The sequence below is a fragment of the Streptomyces sp. NPDC003635 genome, assembly GCF_053587635.1.
This window is the reverse complement of sequence record NZ_JBSFOK010000015.1, coordinates 136,080-158,276: the sequence shown is the minus strand read 5'-3', so window position 1 is coordinate 158,276 and position 22,197 is coordinate 136,080. Positions and strand designations below refer to the sequence as shown.

Annotated in this window: 19 protein-coding genes and 1 tRNA gene; 16 read left to right on the top strand and 4 right to left on the bottom strand. The window is 70.6% G+C overall.

Translation table 11 applies throughout. The features are described from left to right. Positions 1 to 59 precede the first annotated feature (59 nt). The 4 genes from ACWDRW_RS17100 to ACWDRW_RS17085 all read left to right on the top strand — a co-directional run bounded on the left by ACWDRW_RS17100 (position 60) and on the right by ACWDRW_RS17085 (position 6,538). Positions 60 to 1,250 carry a hypothetical protein gene (locus ACWDRW_RS17100; protein WP_451723937.1) on the top strand — a complete coding sequence of 397 codons (1,191 nt, stop codon included), beginning with the start codon at positions 60 to 62 and terminating at the stop codon, positions 1,248 to 1,250. A gap of 180 nt (positions 1,251 to 1,430) precedes the next feature. Continuing rightward, the gene (locus tag ACWDRW_RS17095) at positions 1,431 to 2,930 is read left to right on the top strand and encodes a D-ribitol-5-phosphate cytidylyltransferase (RefSeq protein ID WP_451723935.1); all 1,500 of its coding nucleotides are present in this window, start codon (positions 1,431 to 1,433) and stop codon (positions 2,928 to 2,930) included. A gap of 170 nt (positions 2,931 to 3,100) precedes the next feature. Next, on the top strand, positions 3,101 to 5,128 hold the full coding sequence (locus ACWDRW_RS17090; RefSeq protein WP_451723958.1) for a hypothetical protein: 2,028 nt from the start codon (positions 3,101 to 3,103) through the stop codon (positions 5,126 to 5,128). A gap of 192 nt (positions 5,129 to 5,320) precedes the next feature. After that, the gene (locus ACWDRW_RS17085) at positions 5,321 to 6,538 is read left to right on the top strand and encodes a glycosyltransferase family 2 protein (protein WP_451723934.1); all 1,218 of its coding nucleotides are present in this window, start codon (positions 5,321 to 5,323) and stop codon (positions 6,536 to 6,538) included. Here ACWDRW_RS17085 and ACWDRW_RS17080 read toward each other — a convergent pair. Next, positions 6,462 to 8,528: a hypothetical protein gene (locus ACWDRW_RS17080; protein WP_451723933.1), complete on the bottom strand. Its 2,067-nt coding sequence runs from the start codon at positions 8,526 to 8,528 to the stop codon at positions 6,462 to 6,464. The genes ACWDRW_RS17085 and ACWDRW_RS17080 overlap by 77 nt on opposite strands. Positions 8,529 to 8,676: 148 nt before the next feature. Beyond that, the gene (locus ACWDRW_RS17075; protein WP_451723931.1) at positions 8,677 to 10,104 is read right to left on the bottom strand and encodes a polysaccharide pyruvyl transferase family protein; all 1,428 of its coding nucleotides are present in this window, start codon (positions 10,102 to 10,104) and stop codon (positions 8,677 to 8,679) included. Between the two features lie 174 nt (positions 10,105 to 10,278). Here ACWDRW_RS17075 and proB point away from each other — a divergent pair, with 174 nt between their 5' ends. The 5 genes from proB to ACWDRW_RS17050 all read left to right on the top strand — a co-directional run bounded on the left by proB (position 10,279) and on the right by ACWDRW_RS17050 (position 15,523). Beyond that, positions 10,279 to 11,406 carry a glutamate 5-kinase gene (gene proB / locus ACWDRW_RS17070; RefSeq protein WP_451723930.1) on the top strand — a complete coding sequence of 376 codons (1,128 nt, stop codon included), beginning with the start codon at positions 10,279 to 10,281 and terminating at the stop codon, positions 11,404 to 11,406. A 245-nt stretch (positions 11,407 to 11,651) separates the two neighbouring features. Beyond that, positions 11,652 to 12,152 (top strand): hypothetical protein, encoded by a 501-nt coding sequence (locus ACWDRW_RS17065; RefSeq protein WP_451723928.1) that lies wholly within the window; start codon positions 11,652 to 11,654, stop codon positions 12,150 to 12,152. Between the two features lie 134 nt (positions 12,153 to 12,286). Continuing rightward, positions 12,287 to 13,573: a glutamate-5-semialdehyde dehydrogenase gene (locus tag ACWDRW_RS17060; protein ID WP_451723926.1), complete on the top strand. Its 1,287-nt coding sequence runs from the start codon at positions 12,287 to 12,289 to the stop codon at positions 13,571 to 13,573. Between the two features lie 200 nt (positions 13,574 to 13,773). Then, positions 13,774 to 14,352 (top strand): SCO2584 family spore wall biosynthesis protein, encoded by a 579-nt coding sequence (locus ACWDRW_RS17055; RefSeq protein ID WP_451723924.1) that lies wholly within the window; start codon positions 13,774 to 13,776, stop codon positions 14,350 to 14,352. 100 nt (positions 14,353 to 14,452) lie between these two features. Further along, positions 14,453 to 15,523, top strand: coding sequence for an SCO2583 family membrane protein (locus ACWDRW_RS17050; RefSeq protein ID WP_451723923.1), 1,071 nt, complete (start codon positions 14,453 to 14,455; stop codon positions 15,521 to 15,523). Between the two features lie 90 nt (positions 15,524 to 15,613). On the opposite strand, the gene ACWDRW_RS17045 is transcribed toward ACWDRW_RS17050, so the two are convergent. Next, positions 15,614 to 16,741, bottom strand: coding sequence for a M48 family metallopeptidase (locus ACWDRW_RS17045; protein ID WP_451723921.1), 1,128 nt, complete (start codon positions 16,739 to 16,741; stop codon positions 15,614 to 15,616). Positions 16,742 to 16,857: 116 nt separating this feature from the next. Here ACWDRW_RS17045 and ACWDRW_RS17040 point away from each other — a divergent pair, with 116 nt between their 5' ends. From ACWDRW_RS17040 to ACWDRW_RS17010, 7 genes are all read left to right on the top strand, one after another. Then, positions 16,858 to 17,019 carry a hypothetical protein gene (locus tag ACWDRW_RS17040; protein ID WP_451723919.1) on the top strand — a complete coding sequence of 54 codons (162 nt, stop codon included), beginning with the start codon at positions 16,858 to 16,860 and terminating at the stop codon, positions 17,017 to 17,019. Between the two features lie 141 nt (positions 17,020 to 17,160). Next, on the top strand, positions 17,161 to 17,328 hold the full coding sequence (locus ACWDRW_RS17035) for a hypothetical protein (RefSeq protein ID WP_451723917.1): 168 nt from the start codon (positions 17,161 to 17,163) through the stop codon (positions 17,326 to 17,328). 82 nt (positions 17,329 to 17,410) lie between these two features. Continuing rightward, on the top strand, positions 17,411 to 18,049 hold the full coding sequence (gene nadD, locus ACWDRW_RS17030; protein ID WP_451723916.1) for a nicotinate-nucleotide adenylyltransferase: 639 nt from the start codon (positions 17,411 to 17,413) through the stop codon (positions 18,047 to 18,049). 16 nt (positions 18,050 to 18,065) lie between these two features. After that, positions 18,066 to 19,769: an LCP family protein gene (locus ACWDRW_RS17025; protein WP_451723913.1), complete on the top strand. Its 1,704-nt coding sequence runs from the start codon at positions 18,066 to 18,068 to the stop codon at positions 19,767 to 19,769. A gap of 117 nt (positions 19,770 to 19,886) precedes the next feature. Beyond that, positions 19,887 to 20,333, top strand: coding sequence for a ribosome silencing factor (gene rsfS, locus ACWDRW_RS17020; protein WP_451723912.1), 447 nt, complete (start codon positions 19,887 to 19,889; stop codon positions 20,331 to 20,333). Continuing rightward, entirely contained in the window at positions 20,330 to 21,001 is a 672-nt protein-coding gene (locus tag ACWDRW_RS17015; RefSeq protein WP_451723910.1) for a histidine phosphatase family protein, read from the top strand. The genes rsfS and ACWDRW_RS17015 overlap by 4 nt, the downstream gene beginning before the upstream one ends. A gap of 95 nt (positions 21,002 to 21,096) precedes the next feature. Then, positions 21,097 to 21,169: transfer RNA gene (locus ACWDRW_RS17010), tRNA-Ala, on the top strand. A gap of 51 nt (positions 21,170 to 21,220) precedes the next feature. On the opposite strand, the gene ACWDRW_RS17005 is transcribed toward ACWDRW_RS17010, so the two are convergent. Then, on the bottom strand, positions 21,221 to 22,081 hold the full coding sequence (locus tag ACWDRW_RS17005) for a helix-turn-helix transcriptional regulator (protein WP_451723909.1): 861 nt from the start codon (positions 22,079 to 22,081) through the stop codon (positions 21,221 to 21,223). Positions 22,082 to 22,197: the final 116 nt, after the last annotated feature.

Below are 22,197 nucleotides of genomic sequence, written 5' to 3'. Positions count from 1 at the left end.
TCACGGTCCCATCCCGCTCTCAGTCAACCCTCAGGAACAGGTCTTACCGTCCTCTTTCCATGGAGACGGACTGTACGAGAGACGAAGTCCCGGCCAACGGCGAGGTCACCCCGCTGCCGGCCGGGACACGGCTGCTGCACATCGGACCGCACAAGACCGGGACCACCTCGATCCAGGGCGCCCTGTTCGCGGCCAGGGACGTGATGGCCGGGCACGGTGTCGACTTCCCGGGCACCAGCAGGCACCCCATGTCGGCGGCTCTCGCGGTCTGCGCCCGCCCGGGGATGCTGGGCAACAGCAAGCCCACCGAGCGGCACTGGGAGACGCTGGTCGACCAGGTCGCCGCCACCGGCCGGCGCACCTCGGTGATCAGCAGCGAGTTCTTCGCCGACGCCCCCGACGACGAGACCATCGCTCGGATCGTCGAGGATCTGGGCGGCGACCGGGTGCACGTCCTGGTCACCCTGCGCCCGCTGGCGAAGATCATGCCCTCGCAGTGGCAGCAGTACGTGCAGAACGGCCTGCGCATGGGCTACGAGAGCTGGCTCGAGCACATGCTCAGAAAGCCGCCGTACGAGAAGCCCAACCCCAGTTTCTGGCGTCGGCACCGGCATGACCGGCTGGTCGAGCGGTGGGTGCGGGTGGTCGGCGCCGAGCGGGTGACCGTCGTGGTGGTCGACGACCGGGACCGCGGCGGCCTGATGCGCACCTTCGAGGCGCTGCTCGGACTCCCGGAGAATCTGCTCCAGGAGGTTCCGGACACCGCGAACCGGTCACTCACCCTCGCCGAGACCGAAATGCTGCGGAATCTTAATGTGGAATTCCGCGGGAATGAGCTGCCCGAGGAACTTTATTCGCAGCTCGTCCGATATGGCGCCATCATGCATATGAAGAATGCGTGCGCGCCGGGCCCCGACGACGTGAAGATCAGCACCCCGCGGTGGGCCGCCGAGGCCGCCGCCGGGATCGGCGCCGAGATGGCGGGGCGGATCGGCGCGACGGGGGTGCGGGTGCTGGGCGACCCGGCCCTGCTGTCCGCGGTGCCGCAGCCCGTGGACCCGGCCCGGGACCGGCCGCGCATCGATCCCGAGGTCGCCGCCCAGGCGCTGTACGGCGCTCTCGCCGCGGCCGCCGCGGCGCCGATCCGGAACACCGTGCCCGCGCAGGCGCGGACGGTTCACCAGACGTCGTCCAAGGAACTCGTGAAGGTGCTCGGCCGCCGCTGCCTGAAGAAGCTGCGCCGACGCTGAGCTGTGCGGTTACTCACAGCAATTCCGGGGGAACCGTGGACCCATTCCGGACCGTCACCAGGAGTGCAAGGTGAATGACAGGTTGCGCGCACATATGCGGCGGAGGACGCTCACCTTGCACTGCGGTAACCGGAAGTGGGACCATTTCCAAGTTCCCAGTCGCCACAAGGTAGGTCACCTGTGTCCCAGCACATAGCCAAGCCCCGTACCACCGCAGTGATCCTGGCCGGTGGTACCGGTCAGCGTGTGGGTCTCTCGATCCCCAAGCAGCTGCTGAAGATCGCCGGCAAGGCAGTCATCGAGCACACCCTGACCACCTTCGAGAAGGCCGACTCGATCGACGACGTCATCGTGCTGATGGCGCCGGGCTACGTCCCCGACATCGAGAAGATCGTGGCCAAGGCCGGGTTCACCAAGGTCAAGAAGATCATCGAGGGTGGGGCCACCCGCAACGAGACCACCGAGCGCGCGATCAACGCCCTCGGCGAGGGCCTGGCCGAGGGCGAGGACCTGAACGTCCTCTTCCACGATGCCGTGCGCCCGCTGCTGTCACGGCGCGTGATCGACGACTGTGTCGTCGCCCTGCAGCGCTACCAGGCCGTCGACGTAGCGATCCCGTCGGCCGACACCATCATCGTGACCCGCACCCACGGTGGGGACGGCGAGTTCATCACCGAGATCCCGGACCGCTCCCGGCTGCGCCGCGGCCAGACGCCGCAGGCCTTCAAGCTGTCCACGATCAAGCGGGCCTACGAGGTCGCCGCGGGCGACCCGAACTTCCAGGCCACCGACGACTGCTCGGTCGTGCTGAAGTACCTGCCGGACGTGCCGATCCACGTCGTCGCGGGTGACGAGTACAACATGAAGGTCACCCAGCCCGTCGACGTCTTCATCGCCGACAAGCTGTTCCAGCTGGCCTCCACCGCCGCCCCCGAGCAGGTCTCCGAGGAGGCCTACCGCGAGCTGCTGACCGGCAAGACCGTCGTCGTCTTCGGCGGCTCCTACGGCATCGGCAAGGACATCGCCGAGCTGGCCGAGTCCTACGGCGCCAAGGTCTACGCGCTGGGCCGCTCCACCACCGGCACCCATGTGGAGAACCCGGAGGAGGTCGACGACGCGCTGTCCAAGGCCTACGCCGAGACGGGCCGCATCGACTACGTCGTCAACACCGCCGGTGTGCTGCGCATCGGCAAGCTGGCCGAGACCGACAACGCCACCATCGAGGAGGCGCTGAAGGTCAACTACCTCGCGCCGGTGCAGATCGCCCGCTCCTCGTACAAGTACCTCGCGGAGACCAACGGCCAGCTGCTGCTGTACACCTCCAGCAGCTACACCCGCGGCCGTGCCGAGTACAGCCTGTACTCCTCCACCAAGGCCGCCATGGTCAACCTCACCCAGGCGCTCTCCGACGAGTGGGCCGGTGACGGTGTCCGGGTGAACTGCATCAACCCCGAGCGCACCGCCACGCCCATGCGCACCAAGGCCTTCGGCCAGGAGCCCTCGGGCAGCCTGCTCTCCTCCGAGGCGGTCGCCCGCACCTCGCTCGACGTGCTGCTCTCCGAGCTGACCGGCCATGTCATCGACGTCCGCCAGCAGGACCCGACGGCCGCCGCCGGCCAGGCCTCCGGCTTCGAGCAGGCGCTGGCCAGTGTGCTGGACCGCCAGGACGGCGTGGCATAATCAACTGACAATAGCCTTACGGAATTCAGGCCTCTGCGTTTCTTCATTCACGAAGAATTCACAGGGGCCTGAGTCCTTCGGCCTCTTGTGCAGCGAGACCTTCCTCAAGACCGGCAACCCCTCCCAGAGCAGGTTTATCCGTGATCTCCACCGCTATACGCGTCGCCCGGGTGGGCAGCGCGGCCGAGCTGGCCGCGGCGGTCCTCATGATGCTGGGCTTCCCCTGCCTCATGGTGGCCGCGCTCGTCCCGAGCGTCCCCGCCTTCGCGGCCGCGGCCGCAGTGACGTACCTGGCGGACCACTATCTGCACCGCAAGGGCAGCTACCTGGTCAACCGCCTGAGCAAGGTGCGCGCAGGACTGTCGATCCGCTTCCTGATCCGACAGCTGCTGCTGGTCCTGCTGCTGGCCCGGCTGGACCTCTCGGACAACCTGGTCTTCTACGCCGCGGTCGCCGGCTTCATCGCCTTCTACGGCCTCCAGGCCCCGCACGGCGCCCTGGTCACGCTGATCCGCAACCGCCGCCGGATGCCGGTCGCCACCCGCAACATCGACCTCGCCTCGCGGATCCGCATCCCGGACGCGCCGCCGCGCGGCCTGCTGCACCGCTCCGCCGAGAAGATGCTCCACCTGGACCTCGCCGCCGTCATCGGCGTGCTGGTCTCGGCCTTCCTCGACGAGCCCCTGGCCGGCTTCGTCGGCATCGCCGTCACCCTGGTCCTCGGCTGCCTCTACGTCCTCGCGCTGGTGCCGTACGTCCGCGGCGCCAAGATCCCGCCGAACGCGGACACCGTGCTGGCCGCGGTGGACGACTGGCTGGCCGAGTACCGCCCGGAGACCGTGCTGTACTTCTCCGGCTCCAAGGACTCCGCGTACCAGGTCAACATGTGGCTGGAGACGATGGAGCAGCTGGACTCCAGGCCGCTGATCCTGCTGCGCGAGCGGGTCATCCTGCAGAACCTCGCGCCGACCACGGTCCCCGTCATCTGCGTGCCCGGAGGGGTGCACCTGATGAACCTGGACCTGACGACGGTGCGCGTCGCGCTGTACGCGGCGAACGTCGGCAAGAACATCCACCTGCTGCGCGTCCCCACCATGAAGCACGTCTTCATCGGCCACGGCGACAGCGACAAGCTGGCCAGTGTCAACCCGTTCAGCAAGGTGTACGACGAGGTGTGGACCGCGGGCCGGGCGGGCCGCGACCGGTACGCCATAGCCGACGTCGGCGTCCGCGACGACGACATCGTCGAGGTCGGCCGTCCGCAGCTGGCGCCGATCCAGACCTGGCAGGGCGTTCCCGAGGGCCGTATGCCGACCGTGCTGTACGCCCCCACCTGGGAGGGCTGGGACGGCAACCCGGGCAACACCTCGCTCGTGCTGGCCGGCGAGAACATCGTGAAGCGTCTGGTCAAGGCGGATCCGCCGGTCCGTGTGCTGTACAAGCCGCACCCGTTCACCGGCACCGTCAGCGCCGAGGCCAAGGCCGCGCACCAGCGGATCACCGCGCTGGTGGAGAAGGCCGGCGCCGAGCGCGTCGCCGACCGGCGCTTCGCCGTCGACACCGCCGCGCAGAGCGCCGCCAAGGCCGAGCTGACCCGGATCGAGGCGCGCCTCGCCGAGCTGGCCGGCAACGGCAAGGAGCGCGGCGACGAGGCCGAGGCCACCCGCGACGGCCTGGTCGACGTGGCCCGGCACGAGGAGGTCGCCCGGCTGCGCGCCGAGTGGAACGACGCCTACTGGCGTTCCTTCGGCGCCCACGAGCACCGCGTCATCACCGGTGCCGAGCCGCGTCTGTACGACTGCTTCAACGTCTCCGACGCGATGGTCTCCGACATCTCCAGCGTGGTCTCCGACTTCATCGCGAGCGGCAAGCCGTACGCGGTGACGGACTCCGGCGAGCTGGGCGAGGAGGAGTTCAAGCGGCAGAACACCGCGGTGCGCGCCGCGGTGATCCTCACCAACAGCGCGGCCGAGCTGGGCGGGCTGCTGGACGCGGTCCGCGACCCCTCCGCCGACCCGCTGGCCGAGGACCGCGGCGAGCTGAAGCAGTACCTGCTGGGCCCGGACGAGCCGACCTCCATCGACCAGTTCAACACCGCGGTGTCGAACCTCTCGTTGAAGGCGGAGACCCGCAACCTCGGCCAGGAGGCGCGGATGGCGTCGACCGAGGCGGCGGAGTCGCCGGAGCTGGCCGGCTGACGCCCTCGATCCTTCCGATTCGGCCCCCTGGGAGTCCAACTCCCCGGGGGCCGAACGCTTTTCACACCTGGAACGTACTGTGACCTGAGTCACTAAACGGTGGCGAGAAGGCAACCTCCGACCTTGCCGAACCGTCTTCTAGGTAGCGAAAAGGAGAAACGGGAGAAAACCTTCCGTTGACTGGGGGGAAACGTGACCGTGACGCAGCCTGATGTGAGTGTCGTCATCGGGGCGTACGAAGCGATGCCGTACCTGGTCGAGTGCCTGGCCTCCGTGGAGGCGCAGACCATCGACCCGGCGCGCGTCGAGGTCATCGCGGTGGACGACGGCTCGGCGGACGGTACGGGGGAGTACCTGGAGGAGTTCGCGGCGCGCGCGCCCATGCCGGTGACGGTGATCCGGCAGGAGAACTCCGGTGGGCCCAGCGGCCCGCGCAACGTGGGCCTCGGCAAGGCCGCCGGGCGGTACGTCTTTTTCCTCGACGCCGACGACCGACTCGGCCCCGAGGCTCTGGAGCGGATGGTCGAGATGGCCGACCGCAACGGCACGGACGTGGTCCTCGGCCGGGTCGAGGGCATCAACCGCAACCCGCCGCGGTCGATGTGGGGCCGGACGCTGGAGCGCACCGATGTGTACTCCTCCAACATCAAGTTCACCCTGAGCGCGCAGAAGCTGTTCCGGCGCGAGCTGCTGACCCGGCACAACATGCGCTTCGACGAATCCCTGTGGACCGGCGAGGACGCCCTGTTCACGATGGAGGCCTATCTGCGGGCCGACGGCGTCTCGGTGGTCGCCGACTACACCTGCTACTACCTGGTGGGCCGCGAGGACGGCAAGCACGTGACGAAGAGCGGGAGTTACACCCTGCGCTTCGACTCCGCGCGCGCCCTGATGAACCTGATCTCGGAGATGGTCCCGCCCGGCCCCCGGCGCGATGTGCTCATGGTCCGCCCCTTCGTCGTCACGCTGCTGCCGCAGTTCGGCCCGAAGTTCCTCAAGGACAGTGAGAAGATCCGGCGGCACAAGCTCGAACTGGCGGCCCCGCTGCTGGCCGTGCACTGGAACGAGGGCGTGGCCCAGCGGCTGAAGGTCGAGGAGCGGCTGCGGATGCATCTGGTGGCCGGCCGGCAGGGCGAACGCCTGCTGGAGGTCCTGAGGTTCACCAAGGCCAAGAAGCAGCCGGCGGCCCTCCTGGAGAAGAAGGGCCGCCGGGTCTACCTGGCGTATCCGTACTTCCGGGACCCGGAGGCCGGGATCCCGGACTCCGTGTACCTCGCCGAGCCCCGCGAGGCCCGGGCCGTCCCCGGCTACCGCGAGGGCGGCGCCGACCACTTCACGCGCCGGGCGCTGCGGAAGGCGCGGCGGACGCTGCGGAGGATGGTCCGGCGCCCCGCACCGGCGACTCGCTGAGGCGCTGCTCCGGGACCAGCCGGGCCCGGCGCTCCTCGGCGGCCGAACCGAGCTTGCGAACCGCCGCGTTGAAGCGCTGCTGAGCGGTCGGTTCGTCCGGGCCCAGCAGATACCGCTTCAACTCGGCCCGCGCCTGGACCAGTTCGTCCCTCTCCGGATCCCGCACCGACTCCAGCAGCGCGGGCACCCCGGCCGCGTCCGGCGTCAGCACGGTGGCCGCCCGTACGGTCGGGAAGGTCTTGCGGTACACGTCCTCTGCGAGGCCGCTGGTGTTCGCCACGGCGTACGGCTTGCCGCTCGCCAGGAAGTCGCTGACCACGCTGGAGACATCGCTGATCAGCAGGTCGCAGCGGTTGAAGCAGGAGAACAGCGTGGGCCGGGGGCCCAGCACCGTCTGGTGCTCCCACTCCGGCAGCGCGCCCCAGTAGGCCTCCTCCCAGGCGGCCGTGGCCTCGGCCACCGCCTCGGCCCGGCCCGGCTCGGGCGTCGACTGCGCCAGCATCCGCTCGAGCTGATCGGCGCCGCCGCGGAACGCGGTCACGGTGAGCCGGTCCAACTCCTTGGTGCGCCGCGTGAGTTCCCCGTCATCCGTGGGCCGCGGCCCGGAACGCTCCCGGTTCGCGGCCCGGATCAGCTCCCGGATCCGCAGGTCGGCGGCTCCGGCCCGCGGATCGACCGAGCCGGTCAGCGGATGCGGCTTGTACAGCAGCCGTACGCCCGGATCCGCCAGCAGCGCCCGTACGACGTTCTCGCCGGCCTCGATCACCGAGGTGTTCCCGGGGTTTCCGTCCCAGCCCTCCCAGGTCGGCGCGTACAGGACGGTCGTGAACCGTCCGGTCGGCGGGCCCGAGTACGGCCGTACGGAGTCCAGTTGGGGGCGGCCGATCTCCACCACGTCCTTGTCCTCGACGCCCACCTCGGCCAGCGCGTACCGCTCACGCGCGGCGGGTCCGGCCACCCACACCTCGTCGTAGGCCTTCGCGTACGGGTTGCAGGAGGACAGCTTGTCGCTCTCCCCGTGGTTGACGAAGGTGTGCTTCAGCGTCGGGATGCGCAGCACCTGGGAGGTCTTGCCGGAGTTCGAGGGGTGGATGAGGACCTGGAGCGTGGACTGCTCCAGTCGCATCAGCGTGGAGACCTTCGGCAGACAGATGACGGGGACGTCGGTCGCGGCGAGCTTGTGGACCATGAAGCGCTCGCGCAGCACGATCACCGGCCGCCCGTCCAGCTTCGCCAGTGGTTCCAGCCACATGTTCGCCTGGTACGCCGAGGAGACACCGCCGGAGAAGTACAGGCCGACGGTGGGGCGGTACTCCGCGAGCCACCGGTCGAGCCACTCCAGGGCCTGCTGCTCGCCGACCGGGCGACGGCCCGGCAGCAGCCGGAGCAGAAGGTCGACGAGGCCGAGCACGGCGAGGCCGAGGGAGAGGGCGATGCCGAGGGCCGCGGCGCGCGCGTCGGCGGTGGCCGTCGTGGTGAGCAGACCGGCCGTCGCGGGCAGGCCGTGGACCAGCAGGCGGGGGCCCGGGCGGCGCAGCAGCAGGGGCGGGGCGGGGGACAGGCGCAGGGCGGAGGCGTCGATGTTCCGGGTGACCACCGGCAGGGTGCGGGTGCGGCGGACCAGGACCGAGACCGCCTGGATCAGGCAGTGCAGCGCGTAGAAGGCGAGCAGGCCGGCGATGAGCGGGGTGTACGACGACTCCCGGTCCTGCCCGCCGAGCCGCAGCAGGGCCACCACCAGCAGCAGGTCCCGCACCACATGGCGCACGGTGATGTCCATCTGCGACTTGGCGAAGACGGACAGCATGCCGCGCTGCCAGCGGTACAGGACGCCCTCCGCGGCGAGCGAGAGGGCCGTGGCGGCGATCAGCAGCGGGATGTTCGGGCGCAGGGCGGCCACGGCCTGGGCGCAGAAGGCGGCGGCCAGGGCCGCGGCCGTGAGCGCCTTGACCGGGATCCGGATGCGGGGCAGGGGTAGGGGTAGGGGCACTGCGGTCACTCCAAGGTCGGCGCAGGGGTGCGTCCGGGTTAACGCGCGCCCACCTCCGGACGACACGCGGGTGTCGTCCGGAGACCTTGGAGTGACGGTGTGTTACTGGCGTCCGTCGCCTGTCACCGGCGGTCGGACCGGAGTGCCTCTACTGGCGGCCGGACTGGAGCGCCTTGCGCAGCGGGCGGACCACGCGGCGGGCCCGGCGGTAGACGGACGTCGGCGTGGCAGCCGCGGGGGCCGCCGTCGCCTTGCTGCCGGCCTGCGCCAGTTCCCGCTTGAGCTTGGCGTTGTCCTCGGTCAGCTTGCTGATCCGGTTCTGCAGCCAGCCGAACCGGGTGGCCATGGCGACCGGGTCGGCGTCGTTCCACGGGCCGATGCCGGCCGGGAACGACAGCGAGCGCATCCGCTTCTCGAACGCGGCGCCGCCGTCGCCGTGCGTGAAGGTGTTCTGCAGGCCGTTGCGGTCCAGGAACGCCGTGAACCGCTCGAACCGCTCGGAGTGGCCGCCGGTCAGCGCGCCGAAGTCGGCCTCCGCGTACAGCTTCGCCGGGTCCACCGTCTCGCCCTTGGCGAGCTGGTCGATCCGGTGGTGCGGGATGTCGAAGTACCGGCACAGCTCCAGCGTCCGCGAGTCACCGCACAGCACGGTCGCGGGGGTGCCGGCCAGCAGCGCCGCGATGTTGCCGTGGATGCGGGAGCCGAAGGAGAAGTCGAACTCGCGCAGATCGTCGATCCAGGTGATCGGGTCGATGTAGACGCGGGCCTTGCCCTCCCGGTACATCGGGTGGGTCGGGTGCGTCGGCATCGCCGTGATCTTGCCGTTGGGACCGGACACGTCCCGCCAGTGCAGCTGGACCGCGTCGCTGAGGTTCTGGCCGATGTAGCGCAGGTGCGGGTAGCGCGCGTGGGCCTCCGCGATGACCCGGTCCAGACCCTGCGTCTGCACGGCGCTGTGCGAGCCGTTGATCGCGACCCGGGACTCGGCGGTGAGCTCCGGGGCACGCTTGGCGACGTCGAGGTCCTTGCCGTACATGAACATCGACGGGCAGCCGATGACCTCGACATCCCGGAAGCCCATGTCCTTGAGGTACTTCTCGGTGAACTCGCCACGCACGCCGATCGAGGCGCTCCGGTCGAGCACCGCCGAGACGAACGCGCGTACGGCGGGCTCCATCGGCTTCAGTCGCGCCGGGTCGTAGGAGAGCCCGGTCTGGGCGCCGACCCCCACCACGACGACCGGGATCTTCAGCCGGGTGATGAGCTGTGTGAGGCGCTTGAGCTGGGGCTCGAACGAGGGGCGGAACGCGTTGGCGAGCGGCACGACGAACACGTCGTACTGCTCGTTGATCCTTCCCGCGGCCTGCACGTTCGTCCGGATGCCGTTGGACACGACCTCGGTGCCGGGGAGCTCAAGGATCTTGTGGGTGGCGTCGCTGAAGATCAGGTTGCCGGAGTTGGTGGCGATGACGTCGCGGTGGAGGGCTTCTTCCACGGGGACGACGTCGTAGGGGCTCTTCCCCGATCTGAGGAGGATGCGCCGCGCGGGGGGAACAGTCGTTGACACAAAGGCCATATTAAGTTTGATATTTCTTTCACTTCTATAAGCAACCCGTACAACCTTTTCGCCGGACGCACAGCGTCACCGGATCGCTACCGTCTCGTGTCCGGCCTCCGGACCGGCGCGCGGCGGACCGCGCCCTTCGCGTAGATTGCGGTGCAGTCGACGTGCGAGGGGACGGAACAGCAGGTGACAGGCGCAAGGCAGGCCGTGACCGAGGCGCGCAGGGTCGTCGTCAAGGTGGGTTCCTCGTCCCTGACAACGGCCTCCGGAGGGCTCGACGCGGACCGGGTCGACGCCCTCGTGGACGTCCTCGCCAAGAGCCGCAGCGGCGGAGAACGTGAGATTGTTCTCGTTTCCTCCGGCGCCATCGCGGCCGGACTGGCCCCGCTCGGACTGCGCCGCCGGCCCAAGGACCTGGCCCGCCAGCAGGCCGCTGCCAGCGTCGGCCAGGGTCTGCTCGTCGCCCGCTACACCGCCTCCTTCGCCCGCTACGGCGTCCGCGTCGGCCAGGTGCTGCTCACCTCCGACGACATGAGCCGCCGCGCCCATCACCGCAACGCCTCCCGCACCCTCGACAAGCTCCTCGCGATGGGCGCGCTGCCGGTCGTCAACGAGAACGACACCGTCGCCACGGACGAGATCCGCTTCGGTGACAACGACCGGCTCGCCGCGCTCGTCGCCCACCTGGTCCGCGCCGACCTGCTGGTCCTCCTGTCCGACGTGGACGGCGTCTACGACGGTGACCCCAGTAAGCCGGGCACCTCGCGGATAGCGGAGGTGCGGGGGCCCGCGGACCTCTCCGGTGTGGAGATCGGCAGCGCGGGCAAGGCCGGGGTCGGCACCGGCGGCATGGTCACCAAGGTCGAGGCCGCCCGGATCGCCGCCGCCGCGGGCATCCCCGTGGTGCTGACCAGCGCGGTGTACGCGGCCGAGGCGTTGTCGGGGCGGGACACCGGCACCTACTTCCACGCCACCGGCAAGCGGTCCGCCGACCGGCTGCTGTGGCTCCAGCACGCGTCCACCCCGCAGGGCTCGCTGACGCTGGACGACGGCGCGGTGCGGGCGGTCGTGGAGCGCCGCAAGTCGCTGCTGCCGGCCGGGATCGCGGCCGTGGAGGGCGAGTTCAGCGCCGGGGACCCGGTCGAGCTGCGGGACGGGGCCGGGCGGGCGGTGGCGCGCGGACTCGTCAGCTTTGACGCCAAGGAGATCCCGCAGCTCATCGGGCGGTCCACGCGGGAGCTGGCGCGGGAGCTGGGAGCGGCCTATGAGCGTGAGGTCGTGCACCGGGACGATCTGGTGCTGCTGGAGCCGTGACCGGGGCGCCGGGCGGGGGCTGTGACCGGCTTCCGGGCGGGGGCCGTGACCGGCTGCTGGGCGGGGGCCGCAGTCGACCTTTGGGTGGGGGCCGTCCGAAAACAGGGTGAACGCCCCGGTGAAGTCGTCGCCCTGAGGTGGACGTTCCGCAAAAGCGCCACAGAACTGCTTGCGGGCTGCTCAACTTTGTCTCAGGGACCTATTTCCGAACGAGCGCTGCTCGACCGTGGACGAAGGAGGCCGTCGTGAGACGAGTACGCCCTGGGGCGGCGGCGTCCGGCGGTGGGATCGGCGGTGCCTCCTCCCGAGCGGCGGGCTCCCGGGCCTTGGGGGAGGAGCGCGCCCTGACCAGCGTCGCGACCGGCGAGCTGGCCGGGGGCGAGGAGACCGGCAAGCCCGATGACCTGCCCCGGCTGTGGCACGTCACCCTCAGCGTCTCCGGCGAGGAGGCCCCGCTGAAGGAGGTCCGGCGCGCCCTCGAGCAGCTCGCCCACGACCACCCCTTCCTGCTGACCAGCCGCTACGCCAACGACCACGCGGAGATCCGGTACTGGGAAGAGGCCCGCGACCTGCACGACGCGGCCGCCGTCGCGCTGCGCCTGTGGGGCGAGCACCGCCAGAGCGCGGGCCTGCCGCCCTGGGAGATTGTGGGCCTCGAGGTCATCGACCGCGAGACCTACCACCAGCGGATCGCGGAGGGGTACGGGCCGCCACCGGCGAGTCCGGTGGGCGTGCACCCGTACTAGTAGCCGGTCGTGCATGTCGGTCGTACGTGTCGTGGCGGGCGCTCGAGAATCCCTTTTGCGTCACCTTCGGACGGCTTGTCTCGCGGTGTGGGACGTCCGGTGAACCGGTCCGTCCGGCGCACTACCCTTCCCTCATGACCACGCTCTCGCCGTACGACTCGATGACCCCGGTCACCCAGGCCGCCTACCGCGCCAAGGCCGCCGCGGCCGACCTCGCGCCGCTGCCGCGGGCCGCCAAGGACGACGCGCTGCTCGCCATCGCGGACGCCCTGGAGGTCCGTACGAGCGAGATCGTCGAGGCCAACGCCAAGGACATCGCCGCCGCCCGCGAGGCCGGCACCAGTGAGGCGATCATCGACCGGCTGACGCTGACCCCGGAGCGGGTGCGCGCCATCGCCTCCGACGTGCGGGACGTCGTCGCGCTGCCCGACCCGGTCGGCGAGGTCGTCCGCGGCTCGACCCTGCCCAACGGCATCGACCTGCGCCAGGTCCGCGTGCCCCTGGGCGTGGTCGGCATCATCTACGAGGCCCGCCCGAACGTGACGGTGGACGCGGCGGCCCTGTGCCTGAAGTCCGGCAACGCCGTCCTGCTGCGCGGCTCCGCCTCCGCCTACGAGTCCAACAGTGCCCTCGTCCGGGTGCTCCGGGACGCGGTCGGCGGCGCGGGGCTGCCCGCCGACGCGGTCCAGCTCGTGCCGGGCCAGAGCCGGGAGAGCGTGCGCGAGCTGATGCGCGCCCGCGGCCTGGTCGACGTGCTCATCCCGCGCGGCGGCGCCTCGCTGATCCAGACGGTCGTCAACGAGTCCACCGTCCCGGTGATCGAGACCGGCACCGGCAACTGCCATGTCTACGTCGACGCGCAGGCCGACCTCGACACGGCCGTCGACGTCCTGATCAACTCCAAGGCCCACCGGGTCAGTGTCTGCAACGCCGCCGAGACCCTCCTGGTCCACCAGGACATCGCCCCCGAGTTCCTGCCGCGCGCCCTGGACGCCCTCGCGGAGGCCGGGGTCACCGTGCACGCCGACGAGCGGGTCATGGCGTACGCCAAGGACTCCCGGGCGACCGTGGTGGAGGCCACGCCGGAGGACTGGGAGACGGAGTACCTGTCGTACGACATCGCCGCGGCGGTCGTGGACTCGCTGGACAAGGCGGTGGAGCACATCCGGCTGTGGACCTCGGGCCACACCGAGGCCATCGTGACGACCTCGCAGCAGGCCGCCCGCCGCTTCACCCAGCTGGTGGACTCCACCACGGTGGCGGTCAACGCCTCCACCCGCTTCACCGACGGCGGTCAGTTCGGCTTCGGCGCGGAGATCGGCATCTCCACCCAGAAGCTCCACGCCCGCGGCCCGATGGGCCTGCCGGAGCTGACCAGCACGAAGTACATCGTCACCGGCGACGGGCACATCCGGCGCTGATCCCCGCGCGCGGGGTGCGGGCGGCGTGAGCGGTCTGAGGGGTCTGAGCGGTCTGAGAGGTCTGAGCGGCGCATATGCGGGGGGCACGCGCCCCCCGCGTACCCGTGCGCCGCTCGAAAGCCGCATGAGCGACGGCCCGCCGGACGGATGAATTTCCATACCGTCTGCCCAAATTGACCCCCCAGGACTACTCTGGAGCCGTGCCGGAGGACGTGGGGGGCACGCCGTTCCCGGACGGCTGGGAGCCCGACGACGACCACGACCGCGGGGTGTCGGACGAAGAGTTCGCCTCCGTGGTCTTCGACGAGGCCTTCGTACAGGCGGCGACGCTGCACGAGCCGACCGCCGTCGAACGCCTCCTGGCCGCCGCCCAGGCAAGAGCCGAGGCCTCCGAGGCGGAGGCCCGCCGCGCTCACGGCGGCGGCGAGCGGTACGAGGACGGATACGGCCCCGACGACCCCCGTCGCTTCAGCCATGATCGGGACTTCGACGACCTGGACGACACCGAGGTCCTGGACGGCCGCTACGGCGCCCCGGGCCCCTACGGCAAACAGGTGGTCCGCTGGCACCGCCCCGTGGCGTGGATGCTCGCCCTCGTGATGGGTATCGGCATGGTCGCGCTGGCCTTCGCCGCGGTCTACCGCGGCGCCTCCTCGGGCAACCGGGAGCAGATCCCGCCGCCCTCCTCGACCGGCCTGGAACAGGGCGGAGCGGGGTCGCCCTCGGCTTCCGCCGACCATTCCCAGCCGGCCATCTCGGCCGTCCCGCGACTGCCCTGAGCGGATGCCGACCGGAACCCGCCATTTCTGGTGAGAACCTGTCAGAACTTGTCGTACAGCAGGGCGTTTACCTGAGCGCCCCGCGACCTACCCTGAAGATATGGGCGGGCCTGGAGACCCATCCGAGGGGACACCCGAGGGCGGACCCGGCGGTGGCGAGGACGAGTACCGATCCGTCGTTTTCGACGAGTCGTTCGTCCGCGCTGCCCGGCTCCAGGAGTTCTCCGCACAGGAGCGCATCGACGATCACGCGCCGGCCGTCCGCCGCCGTGCGCCCGTGCGCCGGGGCGTGTCCCGGCAGGCGCTGATCCTCGTCGTGCTGATCGCCGTGGCCTTCGGCACCGCGATCTACATGGGGGTACGGCATCCCTACCAGACCCCGCCGCGGCCGCAGCCCGTGGAGCCGCTGCGGATGACCGTGATCCCGCTCGCCCCGCAGGGCAAGGTGCCGGGCTCCACCGACACCGAGGCGCTGTTCGCGCACAGCCCCGCCGCCCAGTACCGGATCGGCGCCGAGGGCGTACCGCTGCCGGCCTCCCGAAGCACCGCGCACTTCTCGGACGGTCAGGTCGTGAGCGCGCTGAGCATCGCCAAGGACTACATCGTCCGCTCCGCGCTCTACCCCGAGGTGATCGCCGGCGACCAGATCAGGCCCGTGCGGGTTCTGCTCGACCCGGACCAACTCGACCAGTTCGACCAGAGCTTCGACCACCCCACCGCGGACGGCCGGCACGCCCCGACCGGCTGGCTGGTTCGCTTCGACCCGAACGCCGTCGAACTCGCCGACCGCAAGATCCGCGTCCAGGGCAGCCTCGCCGCCGCCGAGACCGACTCGTCCACCCTCGAGGTCAGCGCGGACCACACCTTCGTGTACGCCCTGCGCCCGGCCGGTACCGACGCGCGGGCCGAGGCGTCCCTGTTCACCGTCCGGCGCGAGCTGCACTTCCGCTTCGACCGCGACGACCTGCGGATGGGCCAGGCCCAGCTGATCGTCTCCTACGTCCAGGCGGGCCCGATGTCCTGCTCCGAGGACTCGGCGAACCGGCTGCGCCCGCTGCTCGCCGGGCAGACCGCGAAGGCGGGCGGCCCGGCCGGGTCGGACCCCTACGCGACGGGCAGCGCGACGGCGCTGTGCGGCTCGCTGGCGGCGAGCGCCCAGCCGAAGGTGTGAGCGTCGCTGTAGACGCCGCCGGTCTCCGCCGCTTCCCTGCCGGTCGCCGTCGCGTCTCTCCCGGTCTCCGTCAGCCGCTGGTGCTCGCTGTCACTCGCCGTCACGCGGTGGCGTGTCCGTCGGCGGCTGGTCGTTCGGCGAGGAGTTCCGCTGCGACGAGTCCCTCGGCGGCGCCGAAGCGGTGAAGCCCCCGAAGCCCCGCCGCACCCGGCCGCCCAGGTCGCCCGCACCGCCCGCGATGTCCGAGACCAGCTTCATCAGCGGGTCCTTGGACGTCTTGACGTGGGTGGCGTAGTGCGAGGCCGAGTCCCGGAACGAGTCCGAGACCGAGGTGTCCTTGTCCTCGCTGCGCCGCGGGTAGTGGCCGTCCATGATCCGCTGGTAGTCGCGGGACTCGGACCACTTCTTCAGCTCGGCCGCCCGGATGGTGGTGAAGGGGTGGGAACGCGGCAGCACGTTGAGGATCTTCAGCACGGAGTCACGCAGGTCGCCCCCGGCCTCGTACTCCTCGGCCTGCTTCAGGAACGAGTCCACGTTCATCTCGTGCAGATGGTTGCCGCCGGCGAGCTTCATCAGGCCGCGCATCGAGGCCTGGAGGTCCTGGCCGACCAGCAGTCCCGCCCGGTCCGCGGACAGCTCCGACTTGCGGAACCACTCGCGCAGCGCGGTCACGATCGCCATGATCGCGAGGTTGCCCAGCGGGATCCAGGCGACCCGGAGCGCCAGGTTGGTCAGGAACAGCAGGATGGTCCGGTACACCGAGTGGCCGGAGAGCGCGTGCCCGACCTCGTGCCCGACGACCGCGCGCATCTCCTCCTCGTCGAGCAGCTCGACGAGCCCGGTCGTGACCACGATGATCGGCTCGTCCAGGCCGATGCACATCGCGTTCGGCTGCGGGTCCTGGTTGACGTACATCGGCGGGACCTTCTCCAGGTCCAGGATGTAACAGGCGTCCCGCAGCATGTCGTTGAGGTGCGCGAACTGCTGGTCCGAGACCCGCACCGAGTCGGACAGGAACAGCAGCCTGAGGCTCCGCTCGGGCAGCAGGCCGCTCAGCGCCTTGAAGACGGTGTCGAACCCGCTCAGCTTGCGCAGCGCCACCAGCGCACTGCGGTCGGCCGGGTGCTCGTACGCACGCGAGGAGATGCCGGGGAAGCGCCTGCGCTGCCTGCTCGGCACGTTCTCGTGCCCGTCCTGCTGGTGGCCGTCGTCGGACATGTGATCCCCCATGTGCGTCTGTGTGGCCGTGCCGCGGCCCCTTCGGGCCCCCGAAGCAGGCTCCAGCCTAGGCGGAGTTACCGTGGACGGGCAGTACAGCGAAGGAGTCCCACGCCATGGAGCACAACCCCGCAGCCGCCTGGCTGACCGAGGCCGCGAGCGCGGCCGGGAAACAAGGGGCGGGGAATCTGCTCCGGGTCGTCCTGGTCGTGATGATCCTGGGCTGTGTCCTGACCGCGTGGTTCCTGCTGCGGGGGTACAAGTCGAAGGACGAGTGAGGCGCCGGATAAGTTGCCTGGGCGAGGGATCGCTCCGGCGGGCCGTGCCCCATCGGCGGAGTCGGCGTGATCGGCGCGGAGCCGCCCGCTTACGATGAGCCGACATCTTTATCCCGCCCACACCCGAAGGTTCTGCCGAAGATGAGCTTCCACAGCACCGCTGCCCAGTTGGTCACCCTCGCCTCCGAGGGCGGAGAGCACGGCGGCGGCAACCACGAGAGCCTCGAACCGCTGGTGACCGGGGGCGCTGCCTTCGTCATCCTGATGCTGCTGCTGTGGGTCACCACCCGCTTCAACCGCGACCGCTGAGCCGGCGCCGAGCCCGCCCCGGACGTCCCCCAGGGGGTCTGGCGAGCGAGGCTCACGGGTCGGGCCGGTAGGGTCTGCACGCATGGGAGAGCAGGACATGCCTACCGGCCCGAGCAACGGCCCGTCGAACCCCGGCAAGCGCCGGCTCGGCGTCATGGGCGGAACCTTCGACCCGATCCACCACGGGCACCTCGTGGCGGCCAGTGAGGTCGCCGCGCAGTTCCACCTGGACGAGGTGGTGTTCGTCCCGACCGGGCAGCCGTGGCAGAAGACCCACCGCAAGGTCTCCCCGGCCGAGGACCGCTATCTGATGACGGTCATCGCGACCGCCGAGAACCCCCAGTTCTCGGTGAGCCGCATCGACATCGACCGCGGCGGCCCGACCTACACCACGGACACCCTGCGCGACCTGAAGGCGCTCAACCCCGACACCGACCTCTTCTTCATCACCGGCGCCGACGCCCTCGGCCAGATCCTGACCTGGCGGGACACGGAAGAGTTGTTCTCCCTCGCGCACTTCATCGGGGTCACCCGGCCCGGCCACCACCTGGCCGATCCCGGTCTCCCGGAGGGCGGGGTCTCGCTGGTCGAGGTTCCCGCGCTCGCCATCTCCTCCACAGACTGCCGTGCGAGAGTCGCCAAGGGCGACCCGGTCTGGTATCTGGTGCCGGACGGAGTCGTGCGCTACATCGACAAGCGCGAGCTGTACCGCGGCGAGTGAGCCGAGAGGGGCACCGGTGAACGACCGATACGACGCGGGGGGCGCAGAGTACGGGGCCGACCAGCAGTACGAACTGGTCGGCTACGACGAGTACGGGCGGCCCGTGTACCGACCGGTCCCGCAACCGCCCCCGCAGCAGCCCTACGACCCCTACGCTCAGCAGGGGTACGGCTACGACCCGTACGCGACCGGTCAGCAGCAGCCGGTGCAGCCGTACGACTCCTACGACGGCTACGACCCCTACGGCCGGGGCGGCGCGGCTGGTGCCGGTGGCCCGGGTGGCCCGGGTGGTGCCGGTGGCTACGGCGGTACGGCCTCCCCGTACGACCCCTACGGGCAGGCCGCGAGCAGCGGGCAGCAGCCTCGGGTCGCCGAGCAGACCGCCTACATCCCGCAGCAGGCCGGACCCGCGGAGGAGCCGGAGGAGCCCGGGCGGGACCAACGGGACTACCGCACCGAGCAGTTCGCCTTCGTGGAGGAGCCCGACGGCGACTCCGAGGACGTCATCGACTGGCTGGCGTTCACCGAGAACCGCACCGAGCGCCGCGAGGAGGCCCGGCGCCGGGCCCGCAGCCGCGTGGTCGCCCTCGTCGTCGTCCTGGCGCTGTGCGCGGTCGGCGGTGTCGGCTACCTCTGGTACGCCGGAAAGCTGCCCGGGTTGTCCTCCTCCGACGACAGGACCGGTGGCGCCACCGCCGTCGGCGCCCAGAAGCGGGACGTGGTCGTCGTCCACCTGCACGACACCAAGAGCGGTGACACGGCGACGGCGCTGCTGGTCGACAACACCACCACCGGCCAGGGCACCACGGTCCTGCTGCCCAACTCCCTCGCCCTGACCGGCGACGACGGCACCACGACCACGCTCGCCAAGTCGGTCGAGGACGACGGTTCCTCCGGCACCCGCGAGTCGCTGGACACGGTCCTGGGCACCGAGATCCAGGGCACCTGGCGTCTGGACACCCCCTACCTGCAGAACCTCGTCGACCTCGTGGGCAACATCGACGTCGACACCAACACCGACGTGCCCGACCCGGACGCCAAGTCCAAAGGCGCCGCGCCCCTGGTGAAGAAGGGCGAGGACCAGACCCTCAGCGGCAAGATGGCCGTCGCCTACGCCACCTACCGCGGTTCCGGCGAAGCCCCGAACGCCCAGCTGGAGCGGTTCGGGCAGGTCATGCAGGGCGTGCTGCGCAAGCTGTCCTCCGACGCGCAGGCCGCCACGGTCACCGTGCAGACGCTCCAGCAGATCCTGGACCCGTCCATGACGGACAAGGACCTCGGCACCTTCCTGGCCGAGCTCGCCGACCTCGCCAAGGGCGGCGACTACAAGACCGCCCTGCTGCCGGTGCAGGGCGACGGGACGCTGAGCGCCGAGACCAGCGCCAGCGTGGTCAAGGACGTCCTCGGCGGCACCGCGAAGAGCCCCGACAAGGACGCGGCCGTGCGGGTCTCGGTCCAGAACGCCACCGGTGTGAAGGACAACACTGAGAAGGCCCGGGTGGTCCTCCTCAACGGCGGCTTCACCTTCCTGGAGGGCGGCTCCGCCTCGGCGGCCCAGTCCGCCTCGAAGGTCGTCTACACCGACGCGGCCGACAAGGAGAACGCCACCGAGGTCGCCAAGACCCTGGGGCTGCCCACCAGCGCGGTATCGAAGGGCAAGGTCACCTCGAACGCGAACGTGTCGGTGGTCCTCGGGCAGGACTACGAGCCGTCGTCGTAGCGACACTCCGGCCGGAGCCCGGCGCGCTGGAGCCCGGCCGGAGAAACAATCGCGTGGGGCGTCGTCGGCGGTCGTGAGACCCTTGAGTCCTATCGACCGCCGACGGAAAGCCTTGTAGTGACCGCCACTGACCGATCCCTCGAGCTCATCAACACCGCCGCTCAGGCGGCCGCCGACAAGCTCGCGCACGACATCATCGCCTACGACGTCAGCGACGTGCTGTCGATCACCGACGCCTTCCTGCTGGCCTCCGCGCCCAACGACCGCCAGGTCAAGTCGATCGTCGACGAGATCGAGGAGCGGCTGCAGAAGGAGCTCGGCGCCAAGCCGGTCCGCCGCGAGGGCGACCGCGAGGCCCGCTGGGTCCTGCTCGACTACGTCGACATCGTCGTCCACGTCCAGCACAGCGAGGAGCGTGTCTTCTACGCCCTGGAGCGGCTGTGGAAGGACTGCCCCGAGCTGGAGCTGCCCGAGGACGCCAAGGCCACCCGCGGCAAGGCCGCGGAGCACGCCAAGCTGCAGGCCGCCGAGGAGGCGGTCGAGCCGGACGGTGAGTGGCGATGAGCGCCACCGGTGAGGTGGCCGCCGGCAGGCCCGGCCGCGGTCGCCGCGTCATCCTGTGGCGGCACGGCCAGACCTCGTGGAACGTGGAGCGCCGCTTCCAGGGCTCCACCGACGTCGCCCTCACCGAGGCCGGCGTGGCCCAGGCCCGCCGCGCCGCCCGGCTGCTGGCCTCCCTCAAGCCCGACGCGATCGTCGCCTCCGACCTCCAGCGCGCCGCGAACACGGCCGACGAGCTGGCCGCGCTCACCGGCCTCGAGGTCGCCCACGACGAGGCCCTGCGCGAGACCTACGCGGGCGTCTGGCAAGGGCTCACGCACGAGGAGATCATCAGCCAGTACGGCGAGGAGTACGCCGCGTGGAAGCGCGGTGAGCCGGTCCGCCGCGGCGGCGGCGAGCTGGAGACCGAGGTCGCCGACCGCGCCGCTCCGGTCGTGCTCCGGCACGCCGAGAAGCTGCCCGACGACGGCACGCTCGTGGTGGTCAGCCACGGCGGCACGATCCGGACCACCATCGGTCGTCTCCTCGGCCTGGAGGCGCACCACTGGGAGAGCCTCGGCGGCCTCTCCAACTGCTGCTGGTCCGTCCTCGGCGAAGGCGCCCGCGGCTGGCGGCTGCTGGAGCACAACGCCGGCACCCTGCCCGAACCGGTGCTCGGCGACGACGACTGACGCGCTCGCAGGGCGGCCCGGACCCGGATTTCACTTTCTGGCAGGTCGCAGGCTAAAGTTCTTCTTGTTCGCCCGGCCGAGCAGGGAGAACGCAAGGGGCTATAGCTCAGTTGGTAGAGCGCCTGCATGGCATGCAGGAGGTCAGGAGTTCAATTCTCCTTAGCTCCACAGACCGACACTCTCGGGTGGTTCACTCTTGAGTTGTCAAAGATCAGTGGATCAGAATCCCGTCCCCGTCAGGGGGAGGGATTTTTCGTGCAGCAGGGCCGCGCGGCGCTCCGTCTCCTCGTCGTCCGGCGTGTAGACGACGATCCGGCACTCCGGCATGCCGTTGATCGACAGCGACACCGAGGTCATCCGCAGCTCGCCCGCCTCCGCGTGCCGGAAGACCTTCACGCGCCGTCCGGGCCGTGCCACGTCGCCGCTCTCCCACAGCCGGGCGAACAGCGGGCTGGCCGCGGACAGCCCGGCTATGAAGTCCTCCCAGACGGGCTCCCCGGCATGGCGGCCGTAGGAGGCGCGCAGGGTCGCCACCATCACCGGCAGCTCGTCGTCCCGGAAGACCAGCGGGCAGTCCTCGTCCGGCGACGTGAACAGCGTCCACAGCGCGTTGGCGGTCCCGTCGAGGCGGGTGGCGCCGGGGAAGGCGAACACGGTCCGGTAGGGGGCGTTGGCGGCGAGGATGTCGTAGCGCGTGTTGTAGACCACCGCCGGACGCGGCGCCAGCGCGTCGAGGATGCCCCTGATCTCCGGTCCGACGGTCTGCGCCGGGGCCTGCCGGACGGGGGCGCAGGGCACCTCGGCCAGGTGGTACAGGTGCTCCCGCTCGGGTGGGTCGAGCCGCAGGGTGCGGGCCACGGCGTCCAGGACCTGCGCGGAGGCGTTGATGGGCCGGCCCTGCTCCAGCCAGGTGTACCAGGTGACGCCCACGCCCGAGAGCTGGGCCACCTCCTCCCGGCGCAGCCCCGGTGTGCGGCGCCGTAAGCCCGGCGGCATGCCGACGTCCTGCGGTGTCACCCGGGCCCGCCTGCTGCGCAGGAAGGCGGCCAGCTCCGGTCGGCGGCGCTGTGTCGTCCCCATCGTCACGTCCCCCATCGTCGACGTCGGACCCGTCCCCTGCCAGGTGCTGTCACTACCAGCATCAGCGGGCACTCGGCACCCGTACCGGAGCGTCGTCACGCTCGACGGCATGACGA